The 15,575-nt window shown below is 73.1% G+C and carries 14 protein-coding genes; 7 read left to right on the top strand and 7 right to left on the bottom strand.

The genetic code is table 11. The features are described 5' to 3' along the window. Positions 1–342 precede the first annotated feature (342 nt). Complete coding sequence (locus tag ACLQ2W_RS24705) at positions 343–1,026, bottom strand: response regulator (RefSeq protein WP_405091361.1); 684 nt, start codon at positions 1,024–1,026, stop codon at positions 343–345. A 21-nt stretch (positions 1,027–1,047) separates the two neighbouring features. After that, positions 1,048–2,328 (bottom strand): sensor histidine kinase, encoded by a 1,281-nt coding sequence (locus tag ACLQ2W_RS24700; RefSeq protein WP_425789043.1) that lies wholly within the window; start codon positions 2,326–2,328, stop codon positions 1,048–1,050. A 190-nt stretch (positions 2,329–2,518) separates the two neighbouring features. On the opposite strand from ACLQ2W_RS24700, the gene phoU reads away from it, so the two are divergent. After that, on the top strand, positions 2,519–3,163 hold the full coding sequence (phoU, locus tag ACLQ2W_RS24695; RefSeq protein ID WP_425789000.1) for a phosphate signaling complex protein PhoU: 645 nt from the start codon (positions 2,519–2,521) through the stop codon (positions 3,161–3,163). Between the two features lie 102 nt (positions 3,164–3,265). On the opposite strand, the gene ACLQ2W_RS24690 is transcribed toward phoU, so the two are convergent. Beyond that, the gene (locus tag ACLQ2W_RS24690; protein ID WP_405091362.1) at positions 3,266–4,033 is read right to left on the bottom strand and encodes a phosphoglyceromutase; all 768 of its coding nucleotides are present in this window, start codon (positions 4,031–4,033) and stop codon (positions 3,266–3,268) included. Between the two features lie 150 nt (positions 4,034–4,183). Here ACLQ2W_RS24690 and ACLQ2W_RS24685 point away from each other — a divergent pair, with 150 nt between their 5' ends. Beyond that, on the top strand, positions 4,184–5,509 hold the full coding sequence (locus ACLQ2W_RS24685) for an MDR family MFS transporter (protein ID WP_425788997.1): 1,326 nt from the start codon (positions 4,184–4,186) through the stop codon (positions 5,507–5,509). Between the two features lie 80 nt (positions 5,510–5,589). After that, positions 5,590–6,840, top strand: coding sequence for an MFS transporter (locus ACLQ2W_RS24680; protein WP_425788995.1), 1,251 nt, complete (start codon positions 5,590–5,592; stop codon positions 6,838–6,840). A 368-nt stretch (positions 6,841–7,208) separates the two neighbouring features. On the opposite strand, the gene ACLQ2W_RS24675 is transcribed toward ACLQ2W_RS24680, so the two are convergent. The 3 genes from ACLQ2W_RS24675 to mshA all read right to left on the bottom strand — a co-directional run bounded on the left by ACLQ2W_RS24675 (position 7,209) and on the right by mshA (position 10,159). Continuing rightward, positions 7,209–8,030: a hypothetical protein gene (locus ACLQ2W_RS24675; protein WP_425789041.1), complete on the bottom strand. Its 822-nt coding sequence runs from the start codon at positions 8,028–8,030 to the stop codon at positions 7,209–7,211. Between the two features lie 188 nt (positions 8,031–8,218). After that, the gene (locus ACLQ2W_RS24670; protein WP_357300155.1) at positions 8,219–8,752 is read right to left on the bottom strand and encodes a YbjN domain-containing protein; all 534 of its coding nucleotides are present in this window, start codon (positions 8,750–8,752) and stop codon (positions 8,219–8,221) included. A gap of 45 nt (positions 8,753–8,797) precedes the next feature. After that, on the bottom strand, positions 8,798–10,159 hold the full coding sequence (gene mshA, locus ACLQ2W_RS24665) for a D-inositol-3-phosphate glycosyltransferase (protein ID WP_425788993.1): 1,362 nt from the start codon (positions 10,157–10,159) through the stop codon (positions 8,798–8,800). A gap of 171 nt (positions 10,160–10,330) precedes the next feature. Between mshA and ACLQ2W_RS24660 the strand changes: the two genes are divergently transcribed. Together ACLQ2W_RS24660 and ACLQ2W_RS24655 are read left to right on the top strand one after the other, a co-directional pair. Beyond that, positions 10,331–11,092: an SDR family NAD(P)-dependent oxidoreductase gene (locus ACLQ2W_RS24660; RefSeq protein WP_425788991.1), complete on the top strand. Its 762-nt coding sequence runs from the start codon at positions 10,331–10,333 to the stop codon at positions 11,090–11,092. 62 nt (positions 11,093–11,154) lie between these two features. Continuing rightward, complete coding sequence (locus ACLQ2W_RS24655; protein ID WP_425788989.1) at positions 11,155–11,934, top strand: class I SAM-dependent methyltransferase; 780 nt, start codon at positions 11,155–11,157, stop codon at positions 11,932–11,934. 203 nt (positions 11,935–12,137) lie between these two features. Here ACLQ2W_RS24655 and ACLQ2W_RS24650 read toward each other — a convergent pair whose 3' ends face one another. Continuing rightward, positions 12,138–13,235, bottom strand: coding sequence for a UDP-N-acetylmuramate dehydrogenase (locus ACLQ2W_RS24650; protein WP_425788987.1), 1,098 nt, complete (start codon positions 13,233–13,235; stop codon positions 12,138–12,140). Between the two features lie 70 nt (positions 13,236–13,305). Between ACLQ2W_RS24650 and ACLQ2W_RS24645 the strand changes: the two genes are divergently transcribed. Continuing rightward, the gene (locus ACLQ2W_RS24645) at positions 13,306–14,061 is read left to right on the top strand and encodes a maleylpyruvate isomerase family mycothiol-dependent enzyme (RefSeq protein WP_425788985.1); all 756 of its coding nucleotides are present in this window, start codon (positions 13,306–13,308) and stop codon (positions 14,059–14,061) included. 178 nt (positions 14,062–14,239) lie between these two features. Continuing rightward, positions 14,240–15,547 (top strand): extracellular solute-binding protein, encoded by a 1,308-nt coding sequence (locus tag ACLQ2W_RS24640; protein ID WP_425788983.1) that lies wholly within the window; start codon positions 14,240–14,242, stop codon positions 15,545–15,547. The last annotated feature ends 28 nt before the right edge of the window (positions 15,548–15,575 follow it).

Genomic DNA, 15,575 nt, shown 5'->3' with positions numbered 1-15,575 from the left:
GCCTTCCTCGGCCGTGCACCGGGATACAACGCCGCGACCCCCCGACCCATTCCACCGCCAGCGTGCCGCCCACCACCACCCAACCGGACAAACCACGCACCGGGCCCTTTCGGCAGCACACCACCGGCACCTCGGAGCGCCCCAGACACCCACACCGTTCCACCCACCGAGAACTCCCCGCACCACATCCGACAAAGCGCCAGCGATCATGAAGTTGACCGGACCTGGCGTCCGATTTGTCGGCGCCAACTTCATGATCGACGCAGGCGGGCAGACGGCGGGCGGCAGGCGGCGGGCGGCGGGCGGCGAGCGGCGGGCGGCGGGGCCAGAGAGTCGGGGTGGTTACGGCTCGAACTTGTAGCCCAGGCCCCGGACCGTGACGATGTAGCGCGGCGCGGACGGTTCCGGCTCGATCTTGGAGCGCAGCCGCTTCACGTGCACGTCGAGCGTCTTGGTGTCGCCCACGTAGTCGGCACCCCAGACCCGGTCGATGAGCTGCCCCCGGGTGAGCACCCGGCCGGCGTTGCGCAGCAGCAGCTCCAGCAGCTCGAACTCCTTGAGCGGAAGCTGGACGCTCGCGCCCTCCACGGTCACCACGTGCCGCTCGATGTCCATCCGGACCGGGCCGGCGGCCAGCGTCGGCGCGCCCGACTCGCTCGCCTCGGTGCTCTGCCGGCGCAGCACCGCCCGGATCCGGGCGACCAGCTCACGGGGCGAGTACGGCTTGGTCACGTAGTCGTCGGCGCCGATCTCCAGGCCGACCACCTTGTCGATCTCGCTGTCCCGGGCGGTGACCATGATGATCGGGACGTGCGACCGCTGGCGGAGCTGGCGGCAGACCTCGGTGCCCGACATCTCCGGCAGCATCAGGTCGAGCAGCACGATGTCGGCGCCGGTCCGGTCGAACTCGGTGAGGGCGGAGGTGCCGGTCGCGGCGACCGAGACCTCGAACCCCTCCTTGCGGAGCATGTAGGACAGGGCGTCGGAGAACGACTCCTCGTCCTCGACCACCAGTACGCGGCTCAACGGGTGTTTCCTTTCCTGTGGTCAGACCTGCCGGAGCTCGGCCGGGCCGGCCTCGATCCCAGCGGAGGCGAGTGTCGCCTCCAGGTCGTCCGGGGGGCGGGCAGGCAGCCGGAGGGTGAACGTCGAGCCCCCACCAAGGGTGCTCGACACATCCACCCGACCGCCATGGTTGCTGGCGATGTGTTTCACGATGGCCAGCCCCAGGCCGGTGCCACCGGTCGCCCGGGAGCGGGCCTGGTCGGCGCGGTAGAAACGCTCGAAGATCCGGTCGACGTCGTTCGGGGCGATGCCGATGCCCTGGTCGGCCACCGCGATCTCGACGTGTTCGTCGGTGGCCCGCGTGGTCACCCGGACCGTGGTGTCCTCGGCCGAGTAGGTGACCGCGTTCTCCACCAGGTTGGCCACCGCGGTGGCGAGCTGGCTGTCGCTCCCGTACGCGGTCAGGCCCCGCTGCCCGGCCACGACGATCTCCACCCGGCGGGCGGTGGCCGCGGTGCGGGTCCGGTCGACCACCTCGGCGAGCACCCAGTCCAGCGAGACCGGCTCGGGTGGGGGCTGGGGTTCGGCGCCCTGGAGCCGGGTCAGCTCCAGCAGCTCCTGCACCAGCCGGCCGAGCCGGGTCGACTCGTGCTGGATCCGCTCGGCGAACCGCCGCGCGGCGATCAGGTCCTCGGACAGGCCGGGCCCGTCGTCGGCGGCCGGCTCGGTGGCGTCCACCAGCGCCTCGGCGAGCAGTTGGAGCGCGCCGATCGGGGTCTTCAGCTCGTGGCTCACGTTGGCCACGAAGTCGCGGCGGACCCGGGCCAGACGGTGCGACTCGGTGACGTCGACCGCCTCGATCGAGATGAAACCGGCGCCGAGTCCCATGGCTCGCAGGTGCACGCCGAGCGGGTTGTCACCGGCGCTGTCGCGACCTCGGGGCAGGTCCAGCTCGATCTCGCGACGCACGCCCGTGCGGCGGACCTGACCGGCCAGCGTACGGATCAGCGGGTGCGCCGCGATCGAGCCCGGCGTCGCCCCGGCCCGGAGCAGGCCCATCGCGCGGGCCGCCGGGTTCACCAGCACCGGCACGTCGTTCGGGTCGAGCACCACCACGCCTGCGCGCAACGAGTCGATCGTCTTGCGGCCGAGCCCGGAGAGGCCCCCCTGCGCTTCGTCCGGAATCGTCGGCCTCCCTGCGTCACGGCGGGCGGTCCCGCCGCCCCTCGACGCCCACCGGCGCCGCCACTGCCCCACCGGCCCGGACAGCATCGACCCGGCGACCAGTCCGGTCACCAGCGCCACGGCCACCGCGATGGCCACTGCCCACTCCACCCGGCGATCGTAGGGTCATTGTTAACCCAGGGATCGGTCAGAAAGGGATGAATCACCCTCGCTTCCGGGAATGTTCACCCACGGGTCCCGCGTCGTTCATCCGCGTTCACCCTGGTGCCGGCCGTCCGGCCTACCGTGGGGCGCGCACCTGCTCATGCCGTACCCGAAGGAAGTGACGATGCGCGACGAGTTCCGGGCCGACCTGCAGATTGTCAGCCAACTGCTGGTGGACATGGCCGAGGCGGTGCGCGCGGCCATGCGGCAGGCCACCAGAGGGCTGCTCACCGCGGACCGCGTGGCGGCCGAGACGGTGATCGCGCGGGACGCCGAGATCGACGATCTCTACCGGCACGTGGAGGAGCGGGTCTGCGACCTGCTGGCGCGGCAGGCCCCGGTCGCCTCCGACCTGCGGGCCATGATCACCGCGTTGCACGTGGCGGCCGACCTGGAGCGGATGGGCGACCTGGCCGACCACGTGGCCAAGACGGCGTTGCGCCGGCACCCCTCCCCCGCGGTGCCGGCCGAGCTGCGGCCGGTCTTCACCGACATGGCCGGTATCGCGGACCGGATGGCCGAGAAGATCGGCGCGGTGCTGGCCAAGCCCGACGCGGACGTCGCCGCCGAACTGGACCGCGACGACGACGCGATGGACGACCTGCACAAGAGCCTGTTCGGCGTGCTGCTCGGCGACGACTGGCCGTACGGGGTGGAGACCGCGATCGACGCGACGCTGCTGGGCCGCTTCTACGAGCGCTTCGCCGACCACGCGGTGAACGCCGGAGAGCACGTGGTCTACCTGATCACCGGCACGCCGTCCGCCTGACCCGCCCGGCCCCGGGGCAAGGAGGGGCCCCTTCTTAACAGGGGAGTGTTAAGAAGGGGCCCCTCCTCTACCGCAAGCGTTAAGAAGGGGCCCCGCCTTACATCAGCGGCCCTGGTTGGCTACTGCGGCGGCAGCCGTCTTGGCCGCGTCGGGGTCGAGGTAGGTGCCGCCGAGCACCTGGGGGCGCAGGTCGGCGTCCAGGTCGTAGCGCAGCGGGATGCCGGTCGGGATGTTCAGCTTGGCGATGGCCTCGTCGGAGATCTGGTCGAGGTGCTTCACCAGGGCGCGCAGCGAGTTGCCGTGCGCCGCCACCAGCACCGTCCGGCCGGCCAGGATGTCCGGCACGATCGAGTCGTACCAGTAGGGCAGCATCCGGTCGACGACGTCCTTGAGGCACTCGGTGCGCGGCATCAGCTCGGTCGGCAGCAGCGCGTACCGGGGGTCGCCGACCTGCGACCACTCGTCCGCGTCGTCGATCGGCGGCGGCGGCGTGTCGTACGACCGGCGCCAGAGCATGAACTGCTCCTCGCCGTACTCGTCCAGGGTCTGCTTCTTGTCCTTGCCCTGGAGCGCGCCGTAGTGGCGCTCGTTGAGCCGCCACGACCGGCGTACCGCGATCCAGTGCCGGTCGGCGGCGTTCAGCGCCAGCTCGGAGGTGCGGATCGCCCGGCGCAGCAGGCTGGTGTGCACCACGTCCGGCAGCAGGCCGTGCTCACGGAGCAGTTCGCCGCCGCGCCGCGCCTCGTTCTCGCCCTTCTCGGTCAGGTCGACGTCCACCCAGCCGGTGAAGAGGTTCTTGGCGTTCCAGTCGCTCTCGCCGTGCCGCAGCAGGACCAGCGTCCCGATGGTGGGCCCTTCGCTCGCAGTCATGCCGATCATCCTGCCGTACCGGCCCGGTGGACACGCGGGGACCGGTGGTGACGACCACCACGTGGAAATGCGGGTGACCGGCGTTCCGGCAGGCCACTAGGTTGTAAGGCATCTGCGTTTGATCGGTCATTACCAACGGGGGCGTCGGGGATGCGGACGGTACAGGGCTGGTTCCGGGACACGGCGGGCGGCTTGCCGCGTTCCTTCTGGTACCTCTGGACCGGCACGCTGATCAACCGGCTCGGCTCGTTCGTGCTGATCTTCCTCGCCATCTACCTGACCCGGGAGCGGGGCTTCTCGGCGGTCCAGGCCGGCCTGGTGATCGGCCTCTGGGGCGTCGGTGGCGCGATCGGCACCACCATCGGCGGCACACTCACCGACCGCTGGGGGCGGCGGCCCACGCTGCTCACCGCGCACCTCGGCGCGGCCACCATGATGGTCGGGCTCGGCCTGGCCCGCCCGCTCTGGGCGGTGGCCGCGGGCGCGCTGCTGCTCGGCCTGTTCGCCGAGGCGGCCCGCCCGGCGTTCGGCGCGATGATGGTCGACGTGGTGCCGGAGAAGGACCGGCTCCGCGCGTTCTCGCTCAACTACTGGGCGATCAATCTCGGCTTCGCCTGCGCCGCCGTGCTGGCCGGGCTCGCCGCCCAGGCCGGGTACCTGCTGCTCTTCCTGGTGGACGCGACCACCACGCTGGTCACCGCGCTGATCATCTTCACCCGGGTCAAGGAGACCCGGGTCGCGCCGACGGTCGTGGTCGCCAAGGGCGCGGTGGTTCCGGCCGGCGCGCTGCGCACCATCCTCCGGGACCGGGTCTTCCTCGGCTTCGTGGCGCTCAACCTGTTCGCCGCGCTGGTCTTCCTCCAGCACATCTCGATGCTGCCGATCGCCATGGGCGACTCCGGGCTCAGCCCGGCCACCTACGGCTCGGTGATCGCGCTCAACGGCGTGCTCATCGTGGTCGGGCAACTCTTCGTGCCCCGGCTCATCGCCGGCCGCAGCCGGTCGCACGTGCTGGCGTTGTCCGCGCTGATCATGGGCGTCGGGTTCGGGCTGACCGCGTTCGCGGACACGGTCTGGCTCTACGGCCTCACGGTGCTCATCTGGACGCTCGGCGAGATGCTCAACTCGCCCTCCAACGCCACCCTGATCGCGGAGCTGTCGCCGGCCGCACTGCGCGGTCGCTACCAGGGCGTGTTCTCCCTCTCCTGGCAGCTCGCCGGCGCCAGCGCGCCGATCCTCGGCGGCCTGCTCCGGGAGCAGGCCGGCAACACCGCGCTGTGGCTGGCCTGCGCCGCGATCGGCGCGCTGACCGCGATCACCCACCTGGTCTCCGGCCCGGCCCGGGAACGGCGGGCCGCCCAGCTCCGCGCCGCCGGCACCCCGGTCGCACCGGTCACCCTCACCCGCACCCCGGCGCCGGAGTCGGCCGAGGCCGCGGCGGCGTCCCCCGCCGCGCCGGTCCGAGCCGGTTCCTGAGTACGCCCGCGCGCGCCCGCCACCGACCCGGTCGCTACCGTGTCGGAAGGGATCAGTAAGGAAACTTTCCTGGAGGACGGGTGCGCGGCCTAAGGCGCTGGTGGGACGACACGGCCGGCGGGCTGCCCGCCACCTTCTGGTACCTCTGGTCCGGCCTGCTGATCAACCGGGCCGGCGCGTTCGCGCTGCTGTTCCTGTCGCTCTACCTCACCGCCGCGCGGGGCGCCTCGCCGTCGCTGGCCGGGCTCGTCGTCGGCGCCTACGGGGTCGGCGGCGCGGCCGGCACGCTGCTCGGCGGCGTACTGGCCGACCGCTGGGGCCGGCGGGCCACCCTGCTCGCCGCCCACCTCGCCGCCGCCGGGCTGATGGCCGCGCTGGCGTTCAGCCGGCACCTGGCGGTGATCGCCGTGCTGGCCACGCTGGTCGGGGTGGCGCACTCGATGCCGAGCCCCGCGTTCGTGGCGGCCATCGTGGACGTGGTGCCGGAGGCCCGCCGGTCCCGCGCGTTCAACCTCCAGTTCTGGGCGTTCAACCTGGGCATGGCGGTCGCCTCGCTGCTGGCCGGGGTGCTCGCCGAGGCGAGCTTCCGGGCGCTGTTCCTGGTCGACGCCGGGGCCACCCTGGCGGCGGCGGTGGTCATTGCGCTCACGGTGCCGGAGACGCTGCGCCACCGTCCGGCGGTGACCCCGGAGGCGGTGGTGGGGCGGCGACCCGGACTGCACACCGCGCTGACCGACCGCACCTTCCTCACCTTCGTCGCGCTGACGTTCCTGCTGGCGGTGCTGACCATGCAGACGTCGACGATCATGCCGCTGGCGATGCGCGCGGACGGCCTGCGCCCGTCGGCGTACGGGCTGGTGGTGGCGCTCGGCGGGGCGCTGATCGTGGCCGGGCAGCTCTTCGTGCCACGGCTGATCGAGCCGTACCGGCGCTCGACCGTGCTGGCCGTCTCGACCGGGCTGATGGCGCTCGGCTTCGGCACGCTGACCGTCGCCGACGGGCTGCCGCTCTATCTGGGGGCGGCGGTGGTCTGGACCGCCGGGCAGATGCTCGCCGCGCCACCGAACGCGCAGATCAACGCGGATCTCGCGCCACCGGAGCTGCGCGCCCGCTACCAGTCGGTGTTCTACCTGACGTTCCCGGCGGCGTCCTTCGTGGCGCCGGCGCTCGGCGGGCTCAGCCTGGAGCGACTCGGCGACCGGCACTGGCTGGTGGTGGGCGGGCTGGGCCTGCTGGCCGCCGCCGGCCACCTGATCGCCGGGCCGCCACGGGAACGCCGGGTCGCCGCGCTGCGGGCCGCGTCCCGACCGGTGGCGACGATCCGCCGGTGAGAACGGCCGAGCGCCCACCCCGACCCCCGTCGAGATGGGCGCTCGCACCGTACGCCCGGCGGCGGCGGGCGACACTCACCCCCGTAAGCGTCGCCCGCTCGCGCCGCCGGTTTCCCCGGGCGGCACCGTCCCCCAACGGTGTGCTCCGCCCGATCTTCGCGTCGCGCCTGCGCGGATCTGATCGATCCGCCGCTCCCCCGAACGAAAACAAGCGGGACGCGGTGCAATAAAGTTAGTTCGCCCGGATTCCGGATTCAACCCGGATCGCTGTCTTACCCGTCACAGCACCCGTGTCGGGAATCCGGCTCCCTGCTGCGGCCTCCCGGGGTGGCCAACACGCGGATTCCCGCCGGCCATTCCCGTAAACCTCAGCCGTCCTCGCGATTCGGGTTCTCGGTACGGAAGAAGTTGCTCTGCCGGCCGTCCCGCAGCTGCTCCTGGTAGATCAGATTGAGCCGCCGTGAGTCGAACGTCCGGAACCAGGCGTCCCAGGTGATCTCCCGGAGCCGGCTGCTCTCCCGGTAACCCGGCAGGTTGAACGTCAACACGCCGGGCCGGTCGCCCCGCTCGGTGCCGGCGATGGTGGCCGGTTTCGCGCCCCGGGCCCGCGCCCAGCGCTGGATCACCTCGTGGTTGCGGGTCACCAGGCTGCGCCCCGGGCGCTCCGGGCGGTCCGCGAGCGACGTGATGAGCTGGGACGATCCGATCGACCGACTGGACGCCGGCCCGCGCGTCGGCGCGGCCTGCGCCCGTGCCGGAGCCGACTTCCGTGCCGGCGCCGCCTTCGCCCGGGAGGGCACTGCCCCGGCCCGCGCCGGTGCCGCCTTCGCGCGGGCGGGTGTCGCCTTCGCGCGGGACGGTGTCGCCTTCGCGCGGGCGGGGGCCGCCTTGCGCGTACCCGTCGCCTTGGCCCGGGCGCCGGTGGCCCGGGTGGCCGGCGCGGCCTTGGCCGCGGAGGTGGCCTTCCGGCGGGCCGGCGTGGTCTTCCGGGCGGCGGTCTTCTTCGCGGCGGTGGTCTTCTTCGCCGCCGCCGGCCGACCGGCCGGGCCGGTGCTCCGCCGGGCCGCGCCGCCGCGCCCCTCCGCGCGCATGGTGCGCGCGAGCGTCCTCACCAGCTCCGGCTTGCGCAGCGTGGAGGTCCCGGAGACCCCGCGCCGACGGAGCTGGCCCCGGATGTCGTCGACCTTCATCCGGGAGATCTCGGACTCCGACACCTTCGGGGTGTTCGGCGTCCGGTTACCGGTGTGCCGCTTGGTCCGGGTCGCGGTCGTGCCGCGACCTGAGCTGTTGCGCTGAGCCATGGGACACGCTCCTCGACAGTCCGTCCTCGGCGCGCGGCGGGTCCCGATGCTCCGCACCGCGCGAGGCGGCATACCCGTCAGGCGGGCCCTGAACCTCCGGCGGCCGGACCGGCCGGGGTCGACGGCTCGAAGAGGTGGGCGAACGCGGCCAGGTTGGCGGTCGACTCGCCGCGCTTCACCCGCCACTCCCACTCCCGGCGGATGGCGGTCCCGAAGCCGATCTCCAGCATGCTGTCGAACGACTCGTCGGCATAGGTCAGCACGGAGCCGAACAGGCGGTCCAGCTCGTCGGCGTCGAGCCCGGCCAGGTTGACCCGGCCGGTCAGGTAGACGTCGCCGACCGCGTCGATGGAGAACGAGACGCCGTACATCCGCGCGTTGCGCTGCAACAGCCAGGCCCACAGCTCCTCGCGGCGCTCGTCGGGCTGGCGCATCACGAACGCCTCGATCCGCAACGCGTGCTCGCCGACGATCAGGTTGCAGATCGTCTTGAGCTTGTGCGTGCCCGGCAGGGTCACCGCGTACGACGCCTCGCCGGTGGACTCCCACTCCAGCTCGCGCTCCGCGCAGACGGCCTCGATCAGCGCGGCGACCTCACTCGTACGGCTCATCGCGTCCACTCTACGGTCGGCCGGGCCTCCTCGCCCGACGGGCGGTCACCAGGAGCAGCTCAGCGCCGGGTCGCCGAGCCGGCCGGCCAGCCGGGCCCGATGCTCGGTGATCGCCTCCCCGTAGACCGCGAGCAGCCCGGCGACGGTCCGGTGCCAGGAGAAGTCGCGGGCGTGCCGCTCGGCGCCCCGGGCCAGCACGGCGCGACGCCTCCGCTCGGGCAGCAGGCGGGCCAGGGCGTCGGCCCACTCGACCGGGTCGTGCCCGTCGATCAGCATCCCGCTGACGCCGTCGCGTACCGCGGTGACCAGCCCGCCCACGGCGGCGGCCAGCACCGGCGTGCCGCAGGCCTGCGCCTCCAGCGCGACCAGCCCGAACGACTCGTTGTGCGACGGCACCGCGACCAGGTCGGCGGCGCGGTAGAGCGCGGGGAGGTCGTCGCCGGTCCGCGGCGGGAGGAAGCGGACCCGGTCGGCCACGCCGAGCGAGTGGGCCAACTCGATCAGCGCGGTGGGCCGGTCCAGCCCGCTGCCGCTGGGGCCGCCGCAGATCACCACCGTCAGCTCGTCGGCGAGTGCCGGATCCCGTTCGCGCAGCGCGGCGACGGCGCGGACCAGCACGTCCGGGGCCTTGAGCGGCTGGATGCGGCCGACGAACGCGACCACGTACCCGTCGACCGGCAGGCCGAGCCGGCGGCGGGCGGCCCGGGTCGCGGCCTCCCGGTCACCGGCGGCCGGGCGGAAGCGGTCCAGGTCCACGCCGGGCTCCACCACGGCCACCCGGTCGGGGTCGGCGGCGTACCTGTCGAGCAGGTCGCGGGCCTCCACCCGGGTGTTGGCGATGAGCCGGTCCGCCTCGGCGACCACCTGCTCCTCGCCGATCACCCGGGCCTTCGGCTCCGGCCGGTCCCCGGCCGCCAGCCGGGCGTTCTTGACCTTGGCCAGGGTGTGCGCGGTGTGCACCAGCGGGACGCCCCAGCGCTCCTTGGCCAGCCAGCCGACCTGGCCGGAGAGCCAGTAGTGCGAGTGGATCAGGTCGTAGTGGCCGGGCGGGCGGGCCGCCTCGGCCCGCAGCACGCCGGCGGTGAACGCGCAGAGCTGCCCGGGCAGCTCCTCCTTGGTCAGCCCCTCCAACGGCCCGGCGGTGACGTGCCGGACGGTCACCCCGGGCGCCATCTCGACCACCGGGGGCAGGTCACGGGCGGTGGCCCGGGTGAAGATCTCCACCTCGACGTCGGCCTCGGCCAGCCGCCGGGCGACCTCCAGGATGTAGACGTTCATGCCGCCCGCGTCGCCCGTGCCGGGCTGGTGCAACGGCGAGGTGTGCACCGACAGGGTGGCGATGCGACGCGGCCGGGGCCACGGCAGAGCACCTCGCTGACGACCGACACCGGTGTGCACATCCGCCACGTCCGCTCCCTCTGTCACGGTTGATGCCGTCCCGCACGACCGGCGCCTCTCGGTCAACCCGTACGCCGGGTGTCATCTTCCCCATCGGGGTTCGGAAATGCCTGTCGCGGGTTCCCGGGCGTGACGGACCTCATCACGTCGCGGGCCGCGACGGCGGGAGAGAATGACCGGATGACCTCAGTCGCCATCGTCACCGGAGCGTCCAGCGGGATCGGCGCGGCCACCGCCCGCCGGCTGGCCGCCGAGGGTTTCCACGTGCTGGCCGCGGCGCGGCGTACCGACCGGCTGGCCGCGCTGGTCGCCGAGATCGAGGCGGCCGGCGGTACGGCCACCGCGGTGGCGTGCGACGTGACCTCGGACGAATCCGTCGCCGGCCTGGCCGCCGCCGCGGACGCCGCGCCCGGGCCGGTCACGCTGCTGGTGAACAACGCCGGCGGCGCGCGCGGCCTGGACCCGGTCGAGACCGCCGACGTCGGCGACTGGCAGTGGATGTACGACGTCAACGTGCTCGGCACCCTGCGGGTCACCAAGGCGCTGCTGCCCGCGCTGGAACGCTCCGGCGCCGGCACCGTGGTGATCGTCAGCTCGACCGCCGGGCACGTCGTCTACGAGGGCGGTGGTGGCTACACGGCGGCCAAGCACGCGCAGACCGCGATCGCCGGCACGCTCCGCCTGGAGTTGTGCGGCCGGCCGGTCCGGGTGGTCGAGATCGACCCGGGCATGGTGCGGACCGAGGAGTTCGGCCTGGTGCGGTTCGACGGTGACGCGGAGCGCGCCGAGGCGGTCTACGCAGGGGTGGCCGAGCCGCTTGTCGCCGACGACGTGGCCGACTGCGTCGCCTGGTGTGCCACCCGCCCGCACCACGTCAACGTCGACCGGCTCGTGGTCCGCCCGCTGGCCCAGGCCGCGCAGCACAAGGTGCACCGGGTCTAGCGTGAAGCGCGAGGAGTGAGCCGGGTCTGCGAGCCCCGCAGCCGCGAACCGGGGAGGCGCTGATGAAGCCCCTGGGCGTCGTCACCCGGGGCACGACGAACCCGAACCGGCTCCGGCGGGTGGACAACTGGATCGTCGGGGCCTGCGGCGACGCGCTCCGCGCCGCCGCCGACCCGCTCGTGGTGGACCTCGGCTACGGCACCACCCCGGTCACCCCGGTCGAGCTGCGGGCCCGGCTCGCGACCGGCGTCCGCGCGGACGTGCGGGTGGTCGGGCTGGAGATCGATCCGGTACGCGTGGCCGCCGCCCAGCCGGCCGCGGACCCGCCCGGGCTGACGTTCGCCCGGGGCGGCTTCGAGCTGGCCGGGTTGCGTCCCGCCCTGGTGCGGGCGTGCAACGTGCTGCGCCAGTACGACGAGAGCGAGGTCGCCGACGCCTGGCGCACGATCACCGGGCAGCTCGCGCCGGGCGGGCTGCTGGTCGAGGGGACCTGCGACGAGCTGGGCCGGCTCGGCGCCTGGGTGCTGCTGGACGCCACCGGCCCGCGCACGCTCACGTTGGCCGCGAAGCTGACCACGCTGGAGAGCCCGGCGTCGCTCGCCGAGCGGCTGCCGAAGGCGCTGATCCACCGCAACGTGCCGGGTGAGCGCGTGCACGAGCTGTTCGGCGCGCTGGAGCACGGCTGGCGCTCGGCCGCCGGCTACGCCCCGTTCGGCCCTCGCCAGCGCTGGCTGCGCACCGTGGCCGCCCTGAAGGAGGCCGGCTGGCCGGTCCAGGACCGCCCCCGAGCCTGGCGCCACGGTTACCTGACCCTCCCCTGGCCCGCCCTCGCCCCCACCTGACCCACCCTGCCCTGCCCCGCCCCGCCTGTCCTGCCCCGCCCCGCCCTGCCCCGCCCTGCCCCGCCTCAGCGATCTTGCAGTTGCGGCCCTCGAAATGCGGCATTGGCGATGATTGTCCGGGCCGAAAGTGCAAGATCGACGGGCGGAGGGGGCGGAGGGGCGGTGGGGGCGGAGTGGGGCGGGTGGGGCCGGAGGGACGGGGGTTAGAGGGTGCAGTTGATCAGGACGGGCTCGGGGTGGAGGGGGACGCCGAAGCGGGCGTGCACGCCGTCGCGGATCTCCCGGGCCAGCGCCACCAGCGCGGCGGTGCTGGCGGTGCCGGACCGGTTGGTGAGCGCCAGCGTGTGCTTGGTGGAGATGGCGACGCCCTCCGGGCCGGCGTACCCCTTGCCGAAGCCGGCCTGCTCGATCAACCAGGCCGCGCTGATCTTCACCACGTCACCGGCGCCCGGCCAGGCCGGCGGCTCACCCACGCCCAGGTCGGCCGCGCGCGCCCGGAGCAGCTCGTACGCCTCGCGGTCGAGCACCGGGTTGGTGAAGAACGAGCCGACCGACCAGGTGTCCGGATCGGTCGCGTCGAGCACCATGCCCTTGCCGGCCCGCAGTCGACGCACGGTGGCCCGGGTGTCGGCCAGTGGCGCCCGGTCCCCCACCTCGACGCCGAGCGCGCGGGCCAGCTCGGCGTAGCGGATCGGGGCGGACAGCGGCGAGCGGGTGAGCCGGAAGTCGACCGAGAGCACCACCCAGCGGTCGCTGTACTTGAAGATGCTGCCCCGGTAGGCGAACCCGCAGTCGGCCGCCGGGATGTGGACCACCTCGCGGTGCGCGCGGTCGTACGCCTCGACCGCGACGATCGTGTCGGCGACCTCCTGGCCGTACGCGCCGACGTTCTGGATCGGCGTCGCGCCGGTCGAGCCGGGGATGCCGGAGAGGCACTCCAGGCCGGCCCAGCCGCGCTCGACGGTGGCCGCGACCAACTCGTCCCACGGCTCGCCGGCGGCGACGCGTACCGTGACGGTGTCGCCGTGCTCGGCGACGACCGTGAGGCCCCGGGAGCGGACGAGCACGACGGTGCCGGGGAAACCCTGGTCGCCGATCACCACGTTGCTGCCGCCGGCCAGCACCAGGACGGCCTGGTCGCGGGCCTCCGCCGCGCGCACCTTCGCCACCAGCTCGGCGGCGTCGCCGGCGATCTCCAGCCGCCCGGCCGGGCCGCCGAGCCGCAGCGTGGTGTAGCGCGCCAGGCTGGCCGGATCGGTCGGCCCGGCGGCGGTCGTCGGTTCGGCGTAGACGTCTGGCACGCCTTTCACCCTAGGCTGAGGGGTAGCCGTGGCACCCACTGGTGGCCCGGTCACCCCCGGGAGGATGGCGATGAGCAGACTGCACCACACGAAGGACTTCTGGATCGGCGCGTTGCGGACGGAGGGGCCCGCGTTCGCCACGGCGGTGGCGGAGGCGCCTCCCGAGACACCCGTGCTGTCCTGTCCCGGCTGGACGGTCACCGATCTCGCCCATCACCTGAGCCGCGCCTACCTCTGGGTGGGCACGGTGCTGACCGCCGGTGGCACCGCCCGTCCGGAGCGGCACGAGGTGGAGCCGCCAGCCGGTCTCACCCCGGCCCAGTGGTACGCCCAGGAGTACGAGCGGCTGACCGCGCTCCTGGAGGGGCTGGACCCGGAGGCGCCGGCGTGGAACTTCGCGCCCCAGCCGAAGAAGGCCGGTTTCTGGCCGCGCCGGGTGGCGCACGAGACGGCCGTGCACCGCTGGGACGCCCAGCTCGCCATCGGCGCGGGCGACCCGATCGAGGCCAAGCTCGCGTCCGACGGCGTGAGCGAGGTGCTGGACACCTGGCTGCCGGCGGGCCGGCGGGTGCGGCCCGGCCAGTGGCACGGGGTGGTCCAGTTGACCGCCACCGACGCCGCGCAGGAGTGGTACCTGCGGTTGCGGGGTGAGGGGGTCGCGCTGCTGGACACCGCGACGATCCTGGACCACGACGACCACCGGGCGCGGGCGCAGGTGACCGGCACGGCAAGTGATCTGCTGCTGGCGCTGATGGGCCGGATCAGCTTCGACACGCTGGGCGTGGCCGGTGACCGCACCCTGTTGGAGGGGCTGCGGGTGGGCTGACCGAGGCTGTGATACCGGGCGGAGAGGGGCGGGAACGGCTCCTCTCCGCTTTTTTCGGGCAGTAAGAGAGCGCTCTCTTGACAGGATCGAGGGCATCGACCACGCTCTCGTGAGAGCGCTCTCTGAGTACCGGAACCGCCCTCCACCACCAGTTACGACCCCGAGAGGTCAGGACAGCATGCTCACCTTCACGCGCCGTCGACTGGCGGCGGTGGCCCTCGTCGCCGCCACCGCACTGCTCGGCACCACCGGCTGCGGCGGCGGCGACGAGCCCGCCGCCGACGGGCCGGTCACGCTCACCGTCGACGTCTTCGGCCAGTTCGGCTACGCGGACCTCTACCAGGAGTACATGGCCAGCCACCCCGACGTGAAGATCGTCGAGCGGGGCACCGGCAGCAACCTCGACGAGTACTCGCCGAAGCTCACCCAGTGGCTCGCCGCCGGCAAGGGCGCCGGCGACGTGGTCGCCATCGAGGAGGGGCTGCTGGTCGAGTACAAGGCCAACCCGCAGAACTTCGTGAACCTGCTCGACCACGGCGCGGCCGACCTGAAGGGCAACTTCCTCGACTGGAAGTGGAACCAGGGGCTCACCGCCGACGGCAAGCAGCTCATCGGCCTCGGCACCGACGTCGGTGGCATGGCCATGTGCTACCGCAAGGACCTGTTCGCCAAGGCCGGCCTGCCCACCGACCGGGAGGCCGTGTCCAAGCTCTGGCCCACCTGGCAGGACTACGTCAAGGTCGGCGAGCAGTTCACCGCGAAGAAGACCGGCGCCGCGTTCCTCGACGCCGCGACGAACACGTTCAACACCATCCTGCTCCAGACCGCCGGCAACACCAGCGGCTACAGCTACTACGACACCGGCAACAACCTGGTCGTGGGCAGCAACCCGGCGGTACGGCAGGCGTACGACACCACCATGGACATCATCGACTCCGGCCTCTCCGGCAAGTACGGCTCCTGGTCCGAGGAGTGGGTCTCCGCGTTCAAGCAGTCGAAGTTCGCCACCATCGCCTGCCCGGCGTGGATGACCGGCGTGATCGAGGGCAACGCCGGCCCGGCCGCCAAGGGCAAGTGGGACATCGCCCAGATCCCCGGCAACGGCGGCAACTGGGGCGGCTCCTTCCTCGCCGTGCCGAAGCAGAGCAAGCACCAGGCCGAGGCGATCGAGCTGGCCAAGTTCCTGACCAGCGCCAAGGGTCAGATCGGCGCGTTCAAGCTCAAGGGCCCGCTGCCCTCGTCCCCGCAGGCGCTGGCCGACCCGGCGATCGTCGACTCGAAGAACGCCTACTTCTCCGAGGCCCCGGTCGGCAAGATCTTCGCCGAGGGCGCCAAGAACCTGAAGCCGGTCTACATGGGCCCGAAGAACCAGGCCGTCCGCACCGAGGTGGAGAACGCCGTGCGCACCGTGGAGCTGGGCAAGCGCTCCCCGCAGCAGGGCTGGACCGACGCCGTCACCAACGCCGAGAAGGCCGCCGCCAAGTAACCCGAGCAGCGCGTGCGGGCGGTCCCGG

The sequence above is a fragment of the Micromonospora sp. DT227 genome (assembly GCF_049841835.1).
In the GTDB taxonomy this organism is placed as follows: domain Bacteria; phylum Actinomycetota; class Actinomycetes; order Mycobacteriales; family Micromonosporaceae; genus Micromonospora.
This window is presented reverse-complemented; position numbering and strand designations above follow the sequence as displayed.

What these genes read in the sequence shown, in the direction of transcription:
- ACLQ2W_RS24660 (WP_425788991.1), top strand. Translation starts at nt 10,331, where the DNA reads ATGACCTCAGTCGCCATCGTCACCGGAGCGTCCAGCGGGATCGGCGCG.
- phoU (WP_425789000.1), top strand. Translation starts at nt 2,519, where the DNA reads ATGCGCGACGAGTTCCGGGCCGACCTGCAGATTGTCAGCCAACTGCTG.
- ACLQ2W_RS24640 (WP_425788983.1), top strand. Translation starts at nt 14,240, where the DNA reads ATGCTCACCTTCACGCGCCGTCGACTGGCGGCGGTGGCCCTCGTCGCC.
- ACLQ2W_RS24645 (WP_425788985.1), top strand. Translation starts at nt 13,306, where the DNA reads ATGAGCAGACTGCACCACACGAAGGACTTCTGGATCGGCGCGTTGCGG.
- ACLQ2W_RS24670 (WP_357300155.1), bottom strand. Translation starts at nt 8,752, where the DNA reads ATGAGCCGTACGAGTGAGGTCGCCGCGCTGATCGAGGCCGTCTGCGCG.
- ACLQ2W_RS24690 (WP_405091362.1), bottom strand. Translation starts at nt 4,033, where the DNA reads ATGACTGCGAGCGAAGGGCCCACCATCGGGACGCTGGTCCTGCTGCGG.
- ACLQ2W_RS24655 (WP_425788989.1), top strand. Translation starts at nt 11,155, where the DNA reads ATGAAGCCCCTGGGCGTCGTCACCCGGGGCACGACGAACCCGAACCGG.
- ACLQ2W_RS24685 (WP_425788997.1), top strand. Translation starts at nt 4,184, where the DNA reads ATGCGGACGGTACAGGGCTGGTTCCGGGACACGGCGGGCGGCTTGCCG.
- ACLQ2W_RS24675 (WP_425789041.1), bottom strand. Translation starts at nt 8,030, where the DNA reads ATGAAGGTCGACGACATCCGGGGCCAGCTCCGTCGGCGCGGGGTCTCC.